Source organism: Sphingomonas sp. EU05-FHT14C10, from assembly GCF_058790595.1.
Genome location: NZ_JBYTEN010000031.1, coordinates 1 through 14,740 on the forward strand (window position 1 = coordinate 1; position 14,740 = coordinate 14,740).

Annotated in this window: 14 protein-coding genes; 7 read left to right on the forward strand and 7 right to left on the reverse strand. The window is 67.9% G+C overall.

Annotated features, from left to right (window positions below; genetic code table 11):
• Positions 1-90: 90 nt before the first annotated feature.
• Positions 91-867, reverse strand: a complete 777-nt coding sequence (locus tag AC3WT0_RS18890; protein WP_492754976.1) for an acid phosphatase — start codon at positions 865-867, stop codon at positions 91-93.
• A gap of 109 nt (positions 868-976) precedes the next feature.
• Here AC3WT0_RS18890 and fabD point away from each other — a divergent pair, with 109 nt between their 5' ends.
• Together fabD and fabG are read left to right on the forward strand one after the other, a co-directional pair.
• Entirely contained in the window at positions 977-1,912 is a 936-nt protein-coding gene (gene fabD, locus AC3WT0_RS18895; RefSeq protein WP_492754977.1) for an ACP S-malonyltransferase, read from the forward strand.
• Positions 1,913-2,068: 156 nt separating this feature from the next.
• Complete coding sequence (fabG, locus tag AC3WT0_RS18900) at positions 2,069-2,809, forward strand: 3-oxoacyl-[acyl-carrier-protein] reductase (protein WP_492754978.1); 741 nt, start codon at positions 2,069-2,071, stop codon at positions 2,807-2,809.
• Here the strand turns inward: fabG and AC3WT0_RS18905 are convergent.
• The gene (locus tag AC3WT0_RS18905) at positions 2,806-4,032 is read right to left on the reverse strand and encodes a glycosyltransferase family 87 protein (RefSeq protein ID WP_492754979.1); all 1,227 of its coding nucleotides are present in this window, start codon (positions 4,030-4,032) and stop codon (positions 2,806-2,808) included. The genes fabG and AC3WT0_RS18905 overlap by 4 nt on opposite strands.
• A gap of 131 nt (positions 4,033-4,163) precedes the next feature.
• Between AC3WT0_RS18905 and AC3WT0_RS18910 the strand changes: the two genes are divergently transcribed.
• The 3 genes from AC3WT0_RS18910 to mltG all read left to right on the forward strand — a co-directional run bounded on the left by AC3WT0_RS18910 (position 4,164) and on the right by mltG (position 6,769).
• Positions 4,164-4,400 (forward strand): acyl carrier protein, encoded by a 237-nt coding sequence (locus tag AC3WT0_RS18910; RefSeq protein ID WP_492754980.1) that lies wholly within the window; start codon positions 4,164-4,166, stop codon positions 4,398-4,400.
• 129 nt (positions 4,401-4,529) lie between these two features.
• Entirely contained in the window at positions 4,530-5,789 is a 1,260-nt protein-coding gene (gene fabF / locus AC3WT0_RS18915; RefSeq protein WP_492754981.1) for a beta-ketoacyl-ACP synthase II, read from the forward strand.
• Between the two features lie 17 nt (positions 5,790-5,806).
• The gene (gene mltG, locus AC3WT0_RS18920) at positions 5,807-6,769 is read left to right on the forward strand and encodes an endolytic transglycosylase MltG (protein WP_492754982.1); all 963 of its coding nucleotides are present in this window, start codon (positions 5,807-5,809) and stop codon (positions 6,767-6,769) included.
• A gap of 21 nt (positions 6,770-6,790) precedes the next feature.
• Here mltG and AC3WT0_RS18925 read toward each other — a convergent pair whose 3' ends face one another.
• The 3 genes from AC3WT0_RS18925 to AC3WT0_RS18935 all read right to left on the reverse strand — a co-directional run bounded on the left by AC3WT0_RS18925 (position 6,791) and on the right by AC3WT0_RS18935 (position 8,632).
• Positions 6,791-7,642, reverse strand: a complete 852-nt coding sequence (locus tag AC3WT0_RS18925; protein WP_492754983.1) for a DUF2279 domain-containing protein — start codon at positions 7,640-7,642, stop codon at positions 6,791-6,793.
• A 535-nt stretch (positions 7,643-8,177) separates the two neighbouring features.
• Entirely contained in the window at positions 8,178-8,462 is a 285-nt protein-coding gene (locus tag AC3WT0_RS18930; RefSeq protein ID WP_492754984.1) for a hypothetical protein, read from the reverse strand.
• Entirely contained in the window at positions 8,459-8,632 is a 174-nt protein-coding gene (locus AC3WT0_RS18935; protein WP_492754985.1) for a hypothetical protein, read from the reverse strand. Before AC3WT0_RS18935 ends, AC3WT0_RS18930 begins: the two co-directional genes overlap by 4 nt.
• 101 nt (positions 8,633-8,733) lie before the next feature.
• On the opposite strand from AC3WT0_RS18935, the gene AC3WT0_RS18940 reads away from it, so the two are divergent.
• The gene (locus AC3WT0_RS18940) at positions 8,734-9,405 is read left to right on the forward strand and encodes a S24 family peptidase (RefSeq protein WP_492754986.1); all 672 of its coding nucleotides are present in this window, start codon (positions 8,734-8,736) and stop codon (positions 9,403-9,405) included.
• Between the two features lies 1 nt (position 9,406).
• Here AC3WT0_RS18940 and AC3WT0_RS18945 read toward each other — a convergent pair whose 3' ends face one another.
• Entirely contained in the window at positions 9,407-9,670 is a 264-nt protein-coding gene (locus AC3WT0_RS18945) for a hypothetical protein (RefSeq protein ID WP_492754987.1), read from the reverse strand.
• Between the two features lie 101 nt (positions 9,671-9,771).
• Between AC3WT0_RS18945 and AC3WT0_RS18950 the strand changes: the two genes are divergently transcribed.
• Complete coding sequence (locus AC3WT0_RS18950) at positions 9,772-9,984, forward strand: hypothetical protein (RefSeq protein WP_492754988.1); 213 nt, start codon at positions 9,772-9,774, stop codon at positions 9,982-9,984.
• A gap of 78 nt (positions 9,985-10,062) precedes the next feature.
• Here AC3WT0_RS18950 and AC3WT0_RS18955 read toward each other — a convergent pair whose 3' ends face one another.
• Positions 10,063-14,721 (reverse strand): NAD-glutamate dehydrogenase, encoded by a 4,659-nt coding sequence (locus AC3WT0_RS18955; protein WP_492754989.1) that lies wholly within the window; start codon positions 14,719-14,721, stop codon positions 10,063-10,065.
• Positions 14,722-14,740: the final 19 nt, after the last annotated feature.

A 14,740-nucleotide genomic window follows, 5' to 3' on the forward strand; every position in this document is an offset into this window, starting at 1 on the left:
CCCCCCCCCCCCCCCCCCCCCCCCCCCCCCCCCCCCCCCCCCCCCCCCCCCCCCCCCCCCCCCCCCCCCCCCCCCCGGGACCGCAGGCGCTCAGTTCACGAACTGCGCGACCAGCCTGGCTTCCTCCTCGCACCCGGTCGGCTTCGGCGTCGCGGGATTGGCGCGCAATGCTTCCATCTCGGCCTTCGCGGCGGCGAGGTCGGTCTGGAAGGCGGGGACGGCCGCGACCGCCGCCAGCGTCGCCGCCGATGTCACGCGCCCGGCCTCGACCGCGCTGGCATTATGGACGCCGCAGATGATCCGGCTTTCGCCAAAGGCGCGCGCCCGCGCCATGATCGGCGTCGCGCGATCGGGGGCGAGCTGGGCCAGGATCACACCCCAGGTCCAGCCCCAGGTCGTATGGCCCGACGGATAGTCGTAGCTGCCTTTCAGTTCCTCGGGATTCTGGCAGGTCCGTCCTTCGTCGATCTGGAAGGGGCGCAGCCGCTTGTTGGCATTTTTGGCGATGCCCGACTGAGTCGAGGTGTCGATGCCCGCCTTGCTGATCAGCATCAGCGTCCTGGGCGCGTTCGCCGGTGTCAGCGCGACGCCGACGGCGCAGCTGAAATCGCGCATCATCGCGGGCGGGCTGTAATCGACGTCGCTGGTCGCCAGCTTGCCGCGCGGCGTGTCGAGCAACGGGCGCGTTTCCTTGAACACGCGGCGATCGGCCTCGTAGCGCGCGCTCCCCGGCTGCGGCGCGGGGGGCAGGACCTGCATGATGTCGAACGCGCCGGAAGACAGGTAGCCCGATCGCGCCTGCCCGATCACCACGGCCGGCGTGGCCGCCAGCGCCCCGATCATGGCCGCGATGATGATCCGCTTCATATCCGCACTCCCGAACAACGGTTTAAGCGACGACTCTTGTCAGCGCGCGCCGCTGTTTCTAGGCGAGTGCGCTTCGGACGCCAGAGGCAAGTTGCCGAGAGGATATAGAATGCGAGCTTTCATCTTTCCCGGCCAGGGCAGCCAGGCCGTCGGCATGGGCAAGGCGCTGGCCGACGCCAGCCCGGTCGCGCGCGAACTGTTCCAGGAAGTCGACGAGGCGCTGGGGCAGAATCTGTTCCGCCTGATGAGCGAGGGGCCGGAGGAAGAGCTGACGCTTACGGCCAACGCCCAGCCGGCGATCATGGCCAACGCCGTCGCGACGCTGCGCGTGCTGGAGAAGGAAGGCGGGATCAGCCTCGCCGCCAAGGCCGATTTCGTCGCCGGCCATTCGCTCGGCGAATATAGCGCGCTGTGCGCCGCCGGCGCGCTCGACGTGGCGACCACCGCACGGCTGCTGCGCACGCGCGGGCAGGCGATGCAGGCGGCGGTGCCGGTGGGCGAGGGCGCGATGGCGGCCCTGCTCGGCGCCGATCTGGAAAAGGCGCGCGCCATTGCAGAGGCCGCCGCCGAAGGGCAGGTCTGCACCGTCGCCAACGACAATGATCCCTCGCAGGTCGTGATCTCCGGCCACCGTGCCGCGATCGAGCGCGCCGTTCCGCTGGCGAAGGAAATGGGCGCCAAGCGCGCCGTGCTGCTGCCCGTCTCGGCGCCTTTCCACTGCCCGCTGATGCAGCCCGCCGCCGATGCGATGGCCGAGGCGCTGGCCGCCGTCACGCTGCGCGCGCCGCTCGTGCCGGTCTATGCCAACGTCACCGCCGCGCCGGTCGCCGATCCCGACACCATCCGCCGCCTGCTCGTCGAACAGGTGACGGGCATGGTCCGCTGGCGCGAAAGCGTGCTGGCGATGCAGACGGCAGGCGTCGAACGCTTCGTAGAATTCGGCGGCAAGGTGCTCGGCCCGATGGTCAAGCGCATCGCCCCCGACGTCGAGACGGTGAGCGTGGTGACGATGGACGATATCGAAGCGCTGGCGAAGGCGCTGTAAAGGGCCGCTGATACGCAGGCGCGCAAGCCCCCTGCCGTTCGGGCTGAGCCTGTCGAAGCCCTTTCCTTTCTGTTCGCGGAAAGAAGAAGGAAGGGGCTTCGACAGGCTCAGCCCGAACGAAACAGCTAGAGACTGCACACGGATTTGGAGAAGAAGATGTTCGATCTAACAGGCATGACCGCGCTGGTCACCGGCGCTTCGGGGGGCATCGGCTCCGCGATCGCCGAGGCGCTGGCGGCGCAGGGCGCGCGGCTCGTCGTCTCGGGCTCCAACGCGGCCAAGCTCGCGGCCTATCGCGATACGCTCGGCGGCGATCATATCGCCATCGCCTGCGATCTGGGTGACGGCGCGGCGGTCGACGGCCTTGTTCCTGCCGCGGTCGAGGCGCTGGGCGGCAAGCTCGACATTCTCGTCAACAATGCCGGCGTCACGCGAGACAATCTGGCGATGCGGATGAAGGACGACGAATGGGATCAGGTGATCCGCGTCAATCTCGAGGCCGCGTTCCGCCTTTGCCGCGCCGCCGCCAGGCCGATGATGAAGGCGCGCTTCGGCCGTATCGTCTCGATCACCTCGGTGGTCGGCGCGACGGGCAATCCGGGGCAGGCCAACTATGCCGCGTCGAAGGCCGGGCTGGTCGGCATGTCCAAGGCACTGGCGCAGGAACTGGCGAGCCGGGGAATCACGGTCAACTGCGTCGCGCCGGGCTTCATCCGTTCGGCGATGACCGATGCGCTGAACGATCAGCAGAAGGCGGCGATTCTCGGCAAGATCCCGGCGGGCGATCTCGGCACCGGCGCTGATGTCGCCGCCGCCGTCGCCTATCTCGCCAGCCGCGATGCGGGCTACGTCACCGGCCAGACGCTCCACGTCAACGGCGGCATGGCGATGATCTAGGCTAAGGGGCGCGCCTTTTCCCCCTTGCGCGGGATCAGGCGCGCCACATCCATCGCCCACCCCCGGCGCATCGCCAGCGCGAACAGCGCGACGGTCGCCAGCCAGTCGACGGGAACGAGTGTCGCCTCGGCAATCTGCCGCCCGGCGAGCGGCGCGAGATAGGCGAGGGTGAGCAGGCTCTTCTCATGCGCCAGCCAGCCGCGCGCCTGCGCATCGGCGACGAGGAACAGGATCGCGCCGCCCGCGATCACCAGATCATAATCGAGCACATAGGGCGTCGACAGCAGCGCGGCTGCGCACACCGCTGCCCCGCGCACCGCCGGGCTGGCCCAGCGCGCCGCCGCAGCCGCGCCCGCGATCGCCAGCGCCGTGACGCAGCCCTGCGCCGCATAAGCGAGCGAGACAGGCGCACCCAGCGCGCGCGCCGCCGAAAAGGCCGAGACGATCTTGGCCCAGCCCGTCTGCCCCTGTTCGATGACGATGCTGCGCGTGAGCGGCAGCGAGTCGATGAAGGCCTGCCACACCGGCCAGCCCCACAGCAGCAATGTGACGGCGACCAGCGTCAGCGACGATGCCGCCGCGCCCGCGATCGCGCGCCAGTTGCCCGCCGCCAGCAATATGACGGGCAGCAGCAGCGCGAATTGCGGCTTGTAGACGAGGCAGCCGAGCAGCAGTCCGGCGGCGATGGGCCGGCGGTCGAGCAGCCAGAGCCCACCGGTCAGCAGGCTCGCCGTCAGGAAGGCGTTCTGCCCGTGCCCCAGGCAGACGAAGGTCGCAGGGGCCGCGAGCACGGCAAGGATCGTCGCGCGCCCCGGCACGATCCGCGCCGCCGTCGCCACGGCGGCGCCCAGAGTCGCGGCCTGCCACAGCGCGAGCGCGGCGAGATAGGGCAGCAGCGCCAGCGGTGCGGCGACCAGCAGGAAGGGCGGGGGATAGTGCCAGCCGTAGAAAGGCACGTTCTTCGCGCCGTGGATCGCCTGCTGGACGGCATAATGATCGGGCCAGATCCACGCGGCGGCGGCGCGACCCTGGTCCGCCATGACGCCTGCGGCATAGACATTGGAGAAATCGGTGCCGATCGGTCGGCCGAACGCGTCGAGCGTGCCGTGCGCGCCGATCAGCAAAAAGGCGTAGGACATGATGGTGGCGGCGATCAGCAGCAGGCAGACGATCTGCGTCCGCCTTTCGTTCGCCCAGGTGCCATTTTGCCAGATTTCCCGCATTTGCGTGTTTCTGGCACGATCAGGCCTATCAAAGTCCTAATGCCGGAGATGGCTCCCTCTTGCCAACCGGGCGCAGGCGCGGCTAGGGCAGTCGGCGACCGACAATCCCTCAATCGAATGGGAAGAAGAATATGAGCGAGACCGCCGACCGGGTTAAGAAGATCGTTGTCGAGCATCTCGGCGTCGAAGCCGACAAGGTGACCGAGGACGCGAGCTTTATCGACGATCTGGGTGCGGACAGCCTCGACATCGTCGAACTGGTGATGGCGTTCGAGGAAGAGTTCGGGGTCGAGATCCCGGACGACGCCGCCGAGAAGATCGCGACCGTCAAGGACGCGATCACCTATATCGACAGCAACAAGGGCTGAGCTTGGCGGCGGTTCCCCACGGGGGATCGCGACAGATCGAGCCGCTTTTCGTGATTAACGGCTCCCCGACCCGGGAAATACGGGGCCGGGGAGCCGTTTCGCTATTGGATGAACTGGAGAAGGCCAGCCATGCGCCGTGTCGTCGTAACCGGACTTGGTCTCGTCACCCCTTTGGGCGCCGATGTCGAGACTGCGTGGAAGAACATCATCGAATCGAAATCGGGCGCAGGCACGATCACGCGATTCGACGCGACTGACTATGCGTGCCGCATCGCCTGTGAGGTGAAGCCGGCGGATCACGCCTATGGCTTCGATCCGGGCAAGCGCGTCGACCACAAGGTCCAGCGCCAGGTCGACCCCTTCATCATCTACGGCATCGATGCCGCCGGCCAGGCGATCGAGGATGCCGGCCTGCTCGACATGACCGAGGCCGAGCGCTTCCGCGCCGGCTGCTCGATCGGTTCGGGCATCGGCGGCCTGCCGGGCATCGAGAGTGAGTCGATCGTGCTGTACGAAAAGGGGCCGCGCCGCGTGTCCCCGCACTTCGTGCATGGTCGCCTGATCAACCTCATCTCGGGCCAGGTCCAGATCAAGTACGGCCTGATGGGGCCGAACCACGCGGTGGTCACCGCCTGCTCGACGGGCGCGCACTCGATCGGCGACGCCGCGCGGATGATCGCGCTCGACGATGCCGACGTGATGCTGGCGGGCGGTGCCGAAGGCGCGATCTGCCCGATCGGCATCGCGGGCTTCGCGCAGGCGCGCGCGCTCTCGACCGGCTTCAACGACACGCCCGAAAAGGCGAGCCGCCCCTATGACCGCGACCGCGACGGCTTCGTCATGGGCGAGGGTGCCGGCGTCGTCGTGCTCGAGGAATATGAGCGCGCCAAGGCGCGCGGCGCGAAAATCTATGCCGAGGTGATCGGTTATGGCCTGTCGGGCGACGCCTATCACGTCACCGCGCCGCACCCCGAGGGATCGGGCGCGTTCCGCTCGATGGAAATGGCGATGAAGAAGTCGGGCCTCTCGCTCGACGATATCGACTATATCAACGCCCACGGCACCTCGACCCCGCTCGGCGACGAGCTTGAGCTGGGTGCGGTCCGCCGCCTGTTCGGCAGCGCGCTCGACGGCGTGTCGATGTCGTCGACCAAGTCGGCGATCGGGCATCTGCTCGGCGGCGCGGGCGCGGTCGAGACGATCTTCTGCATCCTCGCGATGCGCGACCAGATCGTCCCCCCGACGCTCAACCTCGACAATCCGAGCGAGAATTGCGCGGGCGTCGATCTCGTGCCGCATGTCGCGAAGAAGCGTCAGGTGCGCGCGGTGCTCAACAACAGCTTCGGCTTCGGCGGCACCAACGCCAGCCTGGTGCTGAAGGCGCTCTAAAAAAGGCCCAAACCCCTATGCGCCGGCTGCTCCTCGTCCTCCTTCTTGTCGGGGCGCTGGCGCTCGGGGGCACGCTTTACCGCGACTGGTACGGTCCGGGTCCGCTGGCGAAGGACGCGAACGTCCGCATCGTCGAGGGATCGTCGCTGCGCGGCGCCGCGCTCGCGCTGCAGAAGGCGGGCGTGATCCGCTCGGAAGCCGGCTTCCGCCGCATCGCGCGCGTCCTCGGCTCGTCCGACGGCATCCAGGCAGGCACTTTCGCCGTCCCCGCGCATGCCAGCGGCGCGAAGGTGCTCGATATCCTCCAGCACGGAAAGCCCGTGCTGCGCCTCATCACCATTCCCGAAGGCATGCCTTCGGTCCTCGTCGTTGATCGGCTGCGCGGCGAGGCGCTGCTCAGCGGCCCCGTCGCGGTGCCGCCCGAAGGCTCGGTCCTCCCCGACAGCTATTCGTTCGAGGCGGGCGAGCCGCGCGCGGCGGTGCTCAAGCGGATGCAGGCGGCGATGGACAAGACGCTCGCCACGCTCTGGGCCGCGCGCGCACCCGGCCTCGTCGTCACGACGCCGAAGGAAGCGATCATCCTCGCCTCGATCGTCGAGAAGGAAACGGGCAAGCCTGCCGAGCGCGCGATGGTCGCCGGCGTCTATTCCAATCGCCTGCGCATCGGCATGCCGCTCCAGGCCGATCCCACGGTGATCTATCCGGTCACGCAGGGCCGCCCGCTCGGCCGCCGTATCCTGCAGAGCGAGCTGCACGCGAAGAACGGCTACAATACCTATGCCAGCCCCGGCCTGCCCGTGGGCCCGATCGCCAATCCCGGCCGCGCCTCGATCGAGGCCGTGCTCCATCCCGCCGCGACCAAGGCACTCTATTTCGTCGCCGACGGTACTGGCGGCCATGTCTTCGCCGATACGCTCGCCGAGCATGACGCCAACGTGAAGAAGTGGTTCGCCATCCGCCGCGTGCGGGGGGAAATGTAGGGCGGGCGGCTCCGCGCCGCGTCAGTTCGCCAGCCGCCCCTTGGTGTCGACGCGCAGCGACGTGTAGGGGAACTGGAAATAGTCGAGCGCAGAATGCGCCGCACGGCCGAAGCGCGATTGCGATTGGCCGAACAGCAGCTCGCCGAGGTTCAGGCCGACGCCGGCGAAAAGATGCTTCTTGGGCCTGATCCCCTGCGCGCGGTCGCTGTTCAGGAAATCGGATGCATAATAGCCGATCTGGAAATCGAGATATTTGAACGGCGTCCGCTCCAGCGTCTCGAACCCCGCGCCCTTCAGCGACAGCATGAAGCGCTCCTGCTGGAAATGCTTCTTGCCCTGATGGCTGTAGAATTCATCGTTGGGCATGATCTCGACCTTGAACGCCAGCTTGTCCTTCAGCCCCGGCACCGTGTTACGCAGCACAGAGAAGCTGGCGCCTGCGACATTCATCAGGACATCGTTCATCGAATAGCCGCTGTCGGCTTCGATCCCGTCCGATATCTCGTTGATCGCCATCAGGCCGAAGGCAAGGATGCCCGCGGTCAGCGCGTCGCCTTCGGAGCCGCCCGTGTTCTTGTGGATGCGCGCGTGGAGTATCTCGGCGATCAGATAGGTGTTGAAGGCGTGGGTCAGCTTGTCCATGCCGATATTGTTGGTGTTCCGGCCGAACCAGCCTTCGTCCCTGAAATGGAAGGATGCGGTCTTCTTGAACAGCTTGGGAACGGTCTGCACGGCCAGATAACCCCCCATGATCGCCAGCTCGGTCTTGACGCTGCCTGCCTGCCTGAAAAATCCGGGATGCGACGCGTCGGTGCGTGGCACATGGCCGGCCGGCGTCGGCTCGCCGGATCTGATCAGTTCCGGCGTCGGCAAGAGGGGCGTCTGTTCTGTCGGGCTATCCGGCGGAAGGGCCGACTCCTGAACCTCGGACTGGGAGCTGGCCAGCGTCCAACCTGCTGGCACACTCAAGGGTATTGCCGTCGTCGGCGAACAGTGGCCGGGGTTGGCCGGGCATGGACCCGGCGGATTGTCGCCGCTCCCTGTTGTCCCGATCGACGAGGTGGGGATGGGGTGCTCGTCCAGGAACCCGGCATCGGCCGGATCGGCCCATGCCGGGGTAGCGGGCAGACATGCGACCAGCGTCAGCAGGCCCCTTGCCCGGCAACAGCGCCCTACCGCCCTGCGGCGCGGCATCCTGTGGGTTCCAACGCGATACTACTGCCTCCCCGACGCCAGCCGGGTTGAAAGGACCGCGGCGAACATCGCGATGTGGTTAATGACAATTTCATATATTTGTCATAATCCGGTCAAGTTGCTCACAGACGAATTTACAGTTGCTGATCATCGAACCGCGCCGGCATCGGTTCCAACGCAGTCGGTGAGGCGGCGGGCAGGCCGGTCGAAGCACCTAATCCTCCACCGTCAGTGCTTCGATCAGGCAGCGCCCGGGCGCGCGTTCTGCGACGGCGATGTCGGCCACGATATGCCCGCGCATGTCGAACTCATGGCATTCGAGTCCCGCCACCAGCGCGTCGATCGCGGCGTCGTCGCCGGCCGCCGAAAAGCTGTGGCGCGCGCCGTTGAAGGTCACGCTCGCCCAGGGCGTCGAGCGGGGCGAGGCGATCGTCACACCGGGCGCGCGCCGCTCCAGTTGCAGGGCGATCGCCGCCGCCGGATCGCGACGCGCGCTCATGCGCGGCGCTCCGCGATGAAATGCTCGATGCGGCGGCAGAGGCGCTCGCCCACCTCGCGCCCGCCGCGCAGATCGCTCACCAGCCGGGGGTCGCCTGCGGCCTCGCGTCCGAAGCGGGTCGCCGGCGTCCCGCTTTCCTTCAGATATTTCTCGATCTTTCTCAGGATCATGCCGTTCTTCCTCCCGCCAGACTCGGAACAAATAGGGAATATCCTATCTCTGGCAGGATTTCCTACTTGTCTAGGATAAATCCTATCTGTATTGGAGCGACATGGACGCAGCCGATCCGCGCGCGGCGCTCGATGCGCTGATTCAGGAAAAGGGCGAGGATTATGCCTCGCTCTCGCGCATGCTCGGCCGCAACGCCGCCTATATCCAGCAGTTCATCAAGCGCGGCACGCCGCGCCGGCTGGCGGAAGAGGATCGCCGCCTGCTCGCCCGCTATTTCCGCGTGGCGGAAACGGTGCTGGGCGGCCCCGTTTCAGGCGGGGGGGCAGGGGCGCCCGCGCGCCCCGGCAATGCAGGCGGGCTGGTGCGCGTGCCGCGCGTCTCGGTCGACGCTTCGGCCGGCCCCGGCGCGATCGCGCATGAAGAAATGACGGTGGGCGCGCTCGGCTTCGATCCGCTCTGGCTGCGCCGCCAGGGGCTCGATCCGGCGATGCTGTCTGTTATCTCGGTGGTCGGCGATTCGATGGTCCCGACGCTCGGCGACGGCGACGACATATTGGTCGATCGCGCCGATGCGGCCGCGCGGCTGCGCGATGGTATCTACGTGCTGCGCGTCGACGATGCCTTGTGGGTGAAGCGCGTGGCGATGAGCCCTGCCGGCCGCCGCTTCACGATCCGCAGCGACAATCTCGCTTATCCCGCATGGCCCGATTGCGATCCCGCCGATGTCGCCGTGATCGGCCGCGTCGTCTGGTTCGGACGGCGGCTGGCGTGATCTAGCGCTTTCGGTCGCTCCACCATACGAGAAGCGCCAGCGCGATGCCGACGCCCAGCCCGATGAGCAGGCCGATCGTCGGCTGGCCGTAAAGCCCGCCAACGAAGGCGCCGGCCAGCGGCAGGAGGGCGAGGGCGATTCCCGCCGATCGGGGGTTTCTGGGCGGCGTGCTGCTCATCCGCGCGGCCATGCCACGCCCGGCGCCGCTGCGCCAGCCGTGCCGCATCGGCACGCTTCGTCCCGCATCGGTACGTCGCAGCGGCATGATGAAGATGCCGTTGACCGCCGCAATTGGCGGGGCAGGCCGGGGCGCTGCGCTCTGGCATGAGGCTTGATTGGCAAGTGCTTCGGAACACGAGGATTTCGATGCCGCATTTGCCTTACGTCGCCAATCGCACTTGCCTGACTGCGGCGACTGAGCTGATCGCCTCGTTCGGCGACGACGCAGGGGAGGAAGCCGCCGCGCGCGCCGACTGCAGCCGCGACATCGGCAATGTCCATCACTTCTGCCACTGGCGCCAGGTCGAGCGCCTGATCCTCGTCCTCGCCAGCGACGAACCCGTCGGCACCGTGCATTGAGCTAGGTCGGCGGTACCATTCTCTATCGCAAAAGAAGAAAAGGCCGGGTCCCGAAGAACCCGACCTTCCCCTGACAACCTAGCGGGAAAGCAGGCTGCGCGCCTGGCCCGCAATCTGCGCGAGCATCGCGGTGTTGGGCGCCGAGTTGCTCCGCGCCCGAACGACGATGTCGTGGAAAGCCGAGACGCGCGGCTTCTGCGCGGCCAGCCAGTCGTCCACCGCCTTCTGCGGATCCTTGCCGCCGATGCGGGCGAGGAAGTCGAGCCGCATCTGCTGGAAGTCGCGCGCCAGCCCGGCGGCGAGCAGGCGTTCCCATGGGTCGGTCGGCCGCAGCCTGAGCGCCGTCGTCTGCGCCCAGTCGAGGCCCAGCGCCTCACCCAGCGTCGTGAAGGCATTGGTCAGCACGGTTTCGGTGACGCCGCTGCGCGCACCGAGCGCCGCGAGCCCGATCGCGCCGTCCATGTCGAACAGCCGTGCGATCCGTGTCGCGATATCCTCGGGCGCGCCCGCTGCCGACAGGCGCTCGGCCAGCGCCTGCGCCGCGCGCTTGCCTTCGTCGTGGAGCAGCTCGTTCACCTTGGCGCCCAGCCGGCCGATGCCGGGGGCAAGCATGTCGACCATCTCGCCGGGCAGCTTGCCCGCCGGCATGGTGCGCAGCAGATCGGCCATCTGCGCGCGCAGACCGGCCGCGATCAGCTCGAACAGCGTCAGGCGGCCAACCTCGGTCATGTCCGCGGCGTCGATATCAGCCCACAGCTTGCCGATGTCGAACAGCCGCTCGGCGGTGACGAACATCGTCGCGATATCGGCCAGCGACGCGCCTTCCTCCTCGGCCAGTTCGAACGGGTCGATCAGGCCCATGCGGTTGACGATGCGGTTGGCGAGCTTGGTCGCGATGATCTCGCCGCGCAGCTGATGCTCGTCGATCGCCTTGGCGAAGCTCTTGCGCATCTCGGGCGGGAAGGCGGCGTGCAGCTCGGGGCTGAGCGAGGGATCGCTCGCCAGATCACCATGCTCGATCGCATCCTGCAGGCCGAGCTTGGCGGTCGACAGCAGCACGGCCAGTTCGGGCCGGGTCAGCCCGCGCGTGTCCTGCGCGCGGCGCAGCAGCTCGTCATTCGCCGCCAGTCCCTCGACCACGCGGTCGAGCCGGCCTTCGGCCTCGAACGTCTCGATCAGGCGGACATAGGAAGGCAGGGCGGCCGCGCCGCCGGTCTCGGCGATCGACAGCGCCAGCGTCTGGAGGCGGTTATCCTCCAGCACGATCGACGAGACGTCGTCGGTCATCCGCTCGAGCAGCGCATTGCGCTGCTCGAAGGGCAGGCGGCCTTCGTTCATCTCGCGGTTGAGCGCGATCTTGATGTTGACCTCATTGTCCGAGCAATCGACGCCCGCCGAATTGTCGATGAAGTCGGTGTTGATCCGGCCGCCGCGGCTGGCGAAGGCGATGCGCCCCGCCTGGGTGACGCCCAGATTGGCGCCTTCGCCGATCGCGCGCGCGCGGATATCCTCGCCGTTGACGCGCAGCCGGTCGTTGGCGGGATCGCCGACCTCGACATTGGCTTCGGAGCGCGCCTTCACATAAGTGCCGATGCCGCCGAACCACAGCAGATCGACCGGGCTCTTGAGGATCGCCGAGATCAGCTCGGCGGGTTCGAGCTCGTCAGCCTCGATATCGAGCAATTCGCGAATGCGGGGCGAGAGCGGGATGCTCTTGGCGCTGCGCGGGAAGACGCCGCCGCCCGCCGAGATGAGCGAGGCGTCGTAATCGGCCCAGCTCGATCGCGGCAGATCGAACAGGCGCTTGCGCTCGTCCCAGCTTTTCGCCGCATCGGGATCGGGGTCGAGGAAGATGTGGCGGTGGTCGAACGCCGCGACCAGCCGGATCGCCTTCGACAGCAACATGCCGTTGCCGAACACGTCGCCCGACATGTCGCCGCAGCCCGCGACCTCGATCGGCTGGGTCTGCACGTCGGTGCCCATTTCGGCGAAATGGCGCTGGACCGAGATCCAGGCGCCCTTGGCGGTGATCGCCATCGCCTTGTGGTCGTAGCCGTGGCTGCCGCCCGAGGCAAAAGCGTCGCCCAGCCAGAAGCCGCGTTCGAGCGCGATCGCGTTGGCCACGTCGGAGAAGGTCGCCGTGCCCTTGTCGGCTGCGACGACGAAATAGGGATCGTCGCCGTCGCGCGCGACGACCTTCTCGGGATGAACCACCTGGCCGCCGACGATATTGTCGGTGACCGAAAGCAGCGCGCGGATGAAGATGCGATAGGATTCGGTGCCTTCGGCGATCCACGCATCGCGGTTCGACGGATCGGGAAGCTGCTTCGGGAAGAAGCCGCCCTTGGCGCCCGTCGGCACGATCACCGCATTCTTGACGCGCTGCGCCTTCATCAGGCCGAGAATCTCGGTGCGGAAATCGTCGCGCCGGTCGGACCAGCGCAGGCCGCCGCGCGCGACGGGGCCGGCGCGCAGATGGATGGCCTCGACGCGAGGGCTGTAAACGAAGATCTCGCGCCATGGCACGGGCGCCGGCAGGCCCGGCACGCGCGCGCTGTCGAACTTGAAGGCCAGCGCTTCCTGCGCCGCGGGCGAGAAGGCGTTGGTCCTGAGCGTCGCCGAGACGACGCCACGGATCAGGCGGAGGATGCGGTCGTCATCGGCGGCGGCGACGGCCTCCAGCCCTTCCTCGATCGCGCGATTGGCGGCTTCGGCGGCGCCTTCGCCCTTGCCGGCGACGGCGGGATCGTGGCGTGCGTCGAACAGCTGGATCAGCCCGGTCGCGACGCCCGGTGCGCGGCGCAGCGCATCGACCACGGTCGCAAGTCCGTAGGACAGGCCGGTCTGGCGCAGATAGCGGAACCAGGCGCGGAACAGCACGACCGCGCGCGGATCGAGCCCGGCCGAGACGATCAGCCGGTTGAAAGCGTCGTTTTCAGACCGGCCCGAGAGCACGGCGGCGATCGCATTCTCGATCACCTCGGCGCGCGCGATCAGCGCTTCGGGCTTCTGGCCTTCGTCGAACTCGAGCGTGAAATCGTGGATATAGCCAAGCCGTCCGCCGTCGAGCGCGGTCGGCACTTCCTCGATCACGCGGAAGCCGAAATTTTCCAGCGCGGGAACCGCATCCGACAGCGGCACCGATCCGGCGCCATTATAGACCTTCAGGCGCAACTGGCGCGCCGCCTCGGCCCCGGTGCGATAAAGGCGCGCATCGCGCTCGCTGGCTTCGGACAGGCCCTGAAGGCGAAGGATGTCGCTCGCCGCCTCGATCGGGCTGACGGCGTTGCGATACTGGATCGGAAAGGCGTTGGCGTAGCGCAGCGCAAGGCGCGCGGCGCGGCCTGGCTCGCCATGCTCGGCAAGCGCGCCTTCGACCGCAGGTGCCCAGCCGCGCATCATGCCGACCAGCCGCGCGTCGAGCGCCGCAAGATCGGGCATCACGCCGCCGTCGCGCAGATCGAGCGTGAAGCGCATGAGCGCAAGGTCGCCGTCCTCCAGCGCGATCGTCCAGTTGATGATCGTCGCCTTGGCGGCCCCGGCGATCATGTCGCCGATCTGCTTGCGCCGGGCGGCGCTCGTCTCGTCGCGCGGCACCCAGACGAAGGTGAAGAGATGCCGGCCAAGCGGGCTGCGCACGCCGACCAGCTTGGGGCGCGGCCGATCGGCGATCGACATCGAGGTGAGCGCGATTTCCTCGAGGCTTGCGGGATTGAAGGCGATCAGCAGGTCATGGGGTAGGGCGGTGAGCGCGTGGCTCAGCGACTTGCCAGCGTGGCCCGACGGATCGAAGCCATATTTTTCCTGGAGCGCATTGAGCCGCGCGCGCAGCACCGGCACCTTTTCGGGCGCCGCGTTGAGCGCGGAACTGGTCCACAGGCCGGCGTGCAGCGAAAGCCCGGCGATCCTGCCGCCATCGCGTCGGGGTACGACGATGACGTCGAGCGGCACCTGGCGATGGACCGTCGAGACGCGGTTCGACTTGACGAGCAGCGGTGCATCGCCGCCATCCTCGAACCAGGCGAAGGCGCGTTCGATCGTGCTCGGGGCGAGCAGCGGTTCGCCGTCCACGCGGGAAATGCCGAGTCCTTCGCTCGCCTGATTGTCGCGATCGCGCAACTCGTGCGCCAGCAAGGTCAGGTTACGGTCGAGGAACCAGCGCAGCAGCGCCGCACCCTCGCCGTCAGGCAGACGATCGGCATCCTCGCGCATCGCGGTCTGGAGCGGAGCCCAGTCGCTGACCGCCGCGCGCGTATGCGCCAGATTGGCGGTCAGATCGTCGAGGAGGGCGCGGCGCTCCTTGGCGTCGGCGCGTTCGACCTCGAGATAGATGAAGGATTCGCGGCGCTCGCCTTCCGACGTCGCCGGAAGGACGGCGGCAAGCTGGCCATCCTCGCCGCGGCGCACCGCGACGACAGGGTGGAGCAGGCGGTCGATCGCCAGCCCGTGCGCAGCAACCGTGGCCGCCACGGAATCGACGAGGAAGGGCATATCGTCGTTGATGATCGCGACGCGCATGAAGCGGCGTTCGCCCGCCACCGATTCGAGCTGGATCGCCGGTGCGCCGGCTTTGCGGCTGGCTGCGGTCGCCGCGACGAAGGCGCCGGCTGCGGCGCGATCCTCCGGGCCGAAGCCGTCGATTTCGCCCGGCAGCGCGCCGGTGACGAGAGCATCCTCAATGATGTTGGAAAGATCCTTGCCCGAGCTTTCGGGCCGGTTGCGCGTGGTCGACGCCATAAATCTCCGCCTGCGGTTG

Bases quoted from the DNA above. Each gene is read 5' to 3' on its own strand.
- AC3WT0_RS18890 (WP_492754976.1), bottom strand. From the start codon at position 867: ATGAAGCGGATCATCATCGCGGCCATGATCGGGGCGCTGGCGGCCACG.
- fabD (WP_492754977.1), top strand. From the start codon at position 977: ATGCGAGCTTTCATCTTTCCCGGCCAGGGCAGCCAGGCCGTCGGCATG.
- fabG (WP_492754978.1), top strand. From the start codon at position 2,069: ATGTTCGATCTAACAGGCATGACCGCGCTGGTCACCGGCGCTTCGGGG.
- AC3WT0_RS18905 (WP_492754979.1), bottom strand. From the start codon at position 4,032: ATGCGGGAAATCTGGCAAAATGGCACCTGGGCGAACGAAAGGCGGACG.
- AC3WT0_RS18910 (WP_492754980.1), top strand. From the start codon at position 4,164: ATGAGCGAGACCGCCGACCGGGTTAAGAAGATCGTTGTCGAGCATCTC.
- fabF (WP_492754981.1), top strand. From the start codon at position 4,530: ATGCGCCGTGTCGTCGTAACCGGACTTGGTCTCGTCACCCCTTTGGGC.
- mltG (WP_492754982.1), top strand. From the start codon at position 5,807: ATGCGCCGGCTGCTCCTCGTCCTCCTTCTTGTCGGGGCGCTGGCGCTC.
- AC3WT0_RS18930 (WP_492754984.1), bottom strand. From the start codon at position 8,462: ATGAGCGCGCGTCGCGATCCGGCGGCGGCGATCGCCCTGCAACTGGAG.
- AC3WT0_RS18935 (WP_492754985.1), bottom strand. From the start codon at position 8,632: ATGATCCTGAGAAAGATCGAGAAATATCTGAAGGAAAGCGGGACGCCG.
- AC3WT0_RS18940 (WP_492754986.1), top strand. From the start codon at position 8,734: ATGGACGCAGCCGATCCGCGCGCGGCGCTCGATGCGCTGATTCAGGAA.
- AC3WT0_RS18945 (WP_492754987.1), bottom strand. From the start codon at position 9,670: ATGCCGCTGCGACGTACCGATGCGGGACGAAGCGTGCCGATGCGGCAC.
- AC3WT0_RS18950 (WP_492754988.1), top strand. From the start codon at position 9,772: ATGCCGCATTTGCCTTACGTCGCCAATCGCACTTGCCTGACTGCGGCG.
- AC3WT0_RS18955 (WP_492754989.1), bottom strand. From the start codon at position 14,721: ATGGCGTCGACCACGCGCAACCGGCCCGAAAGCTCGGGCAAGGATCTT.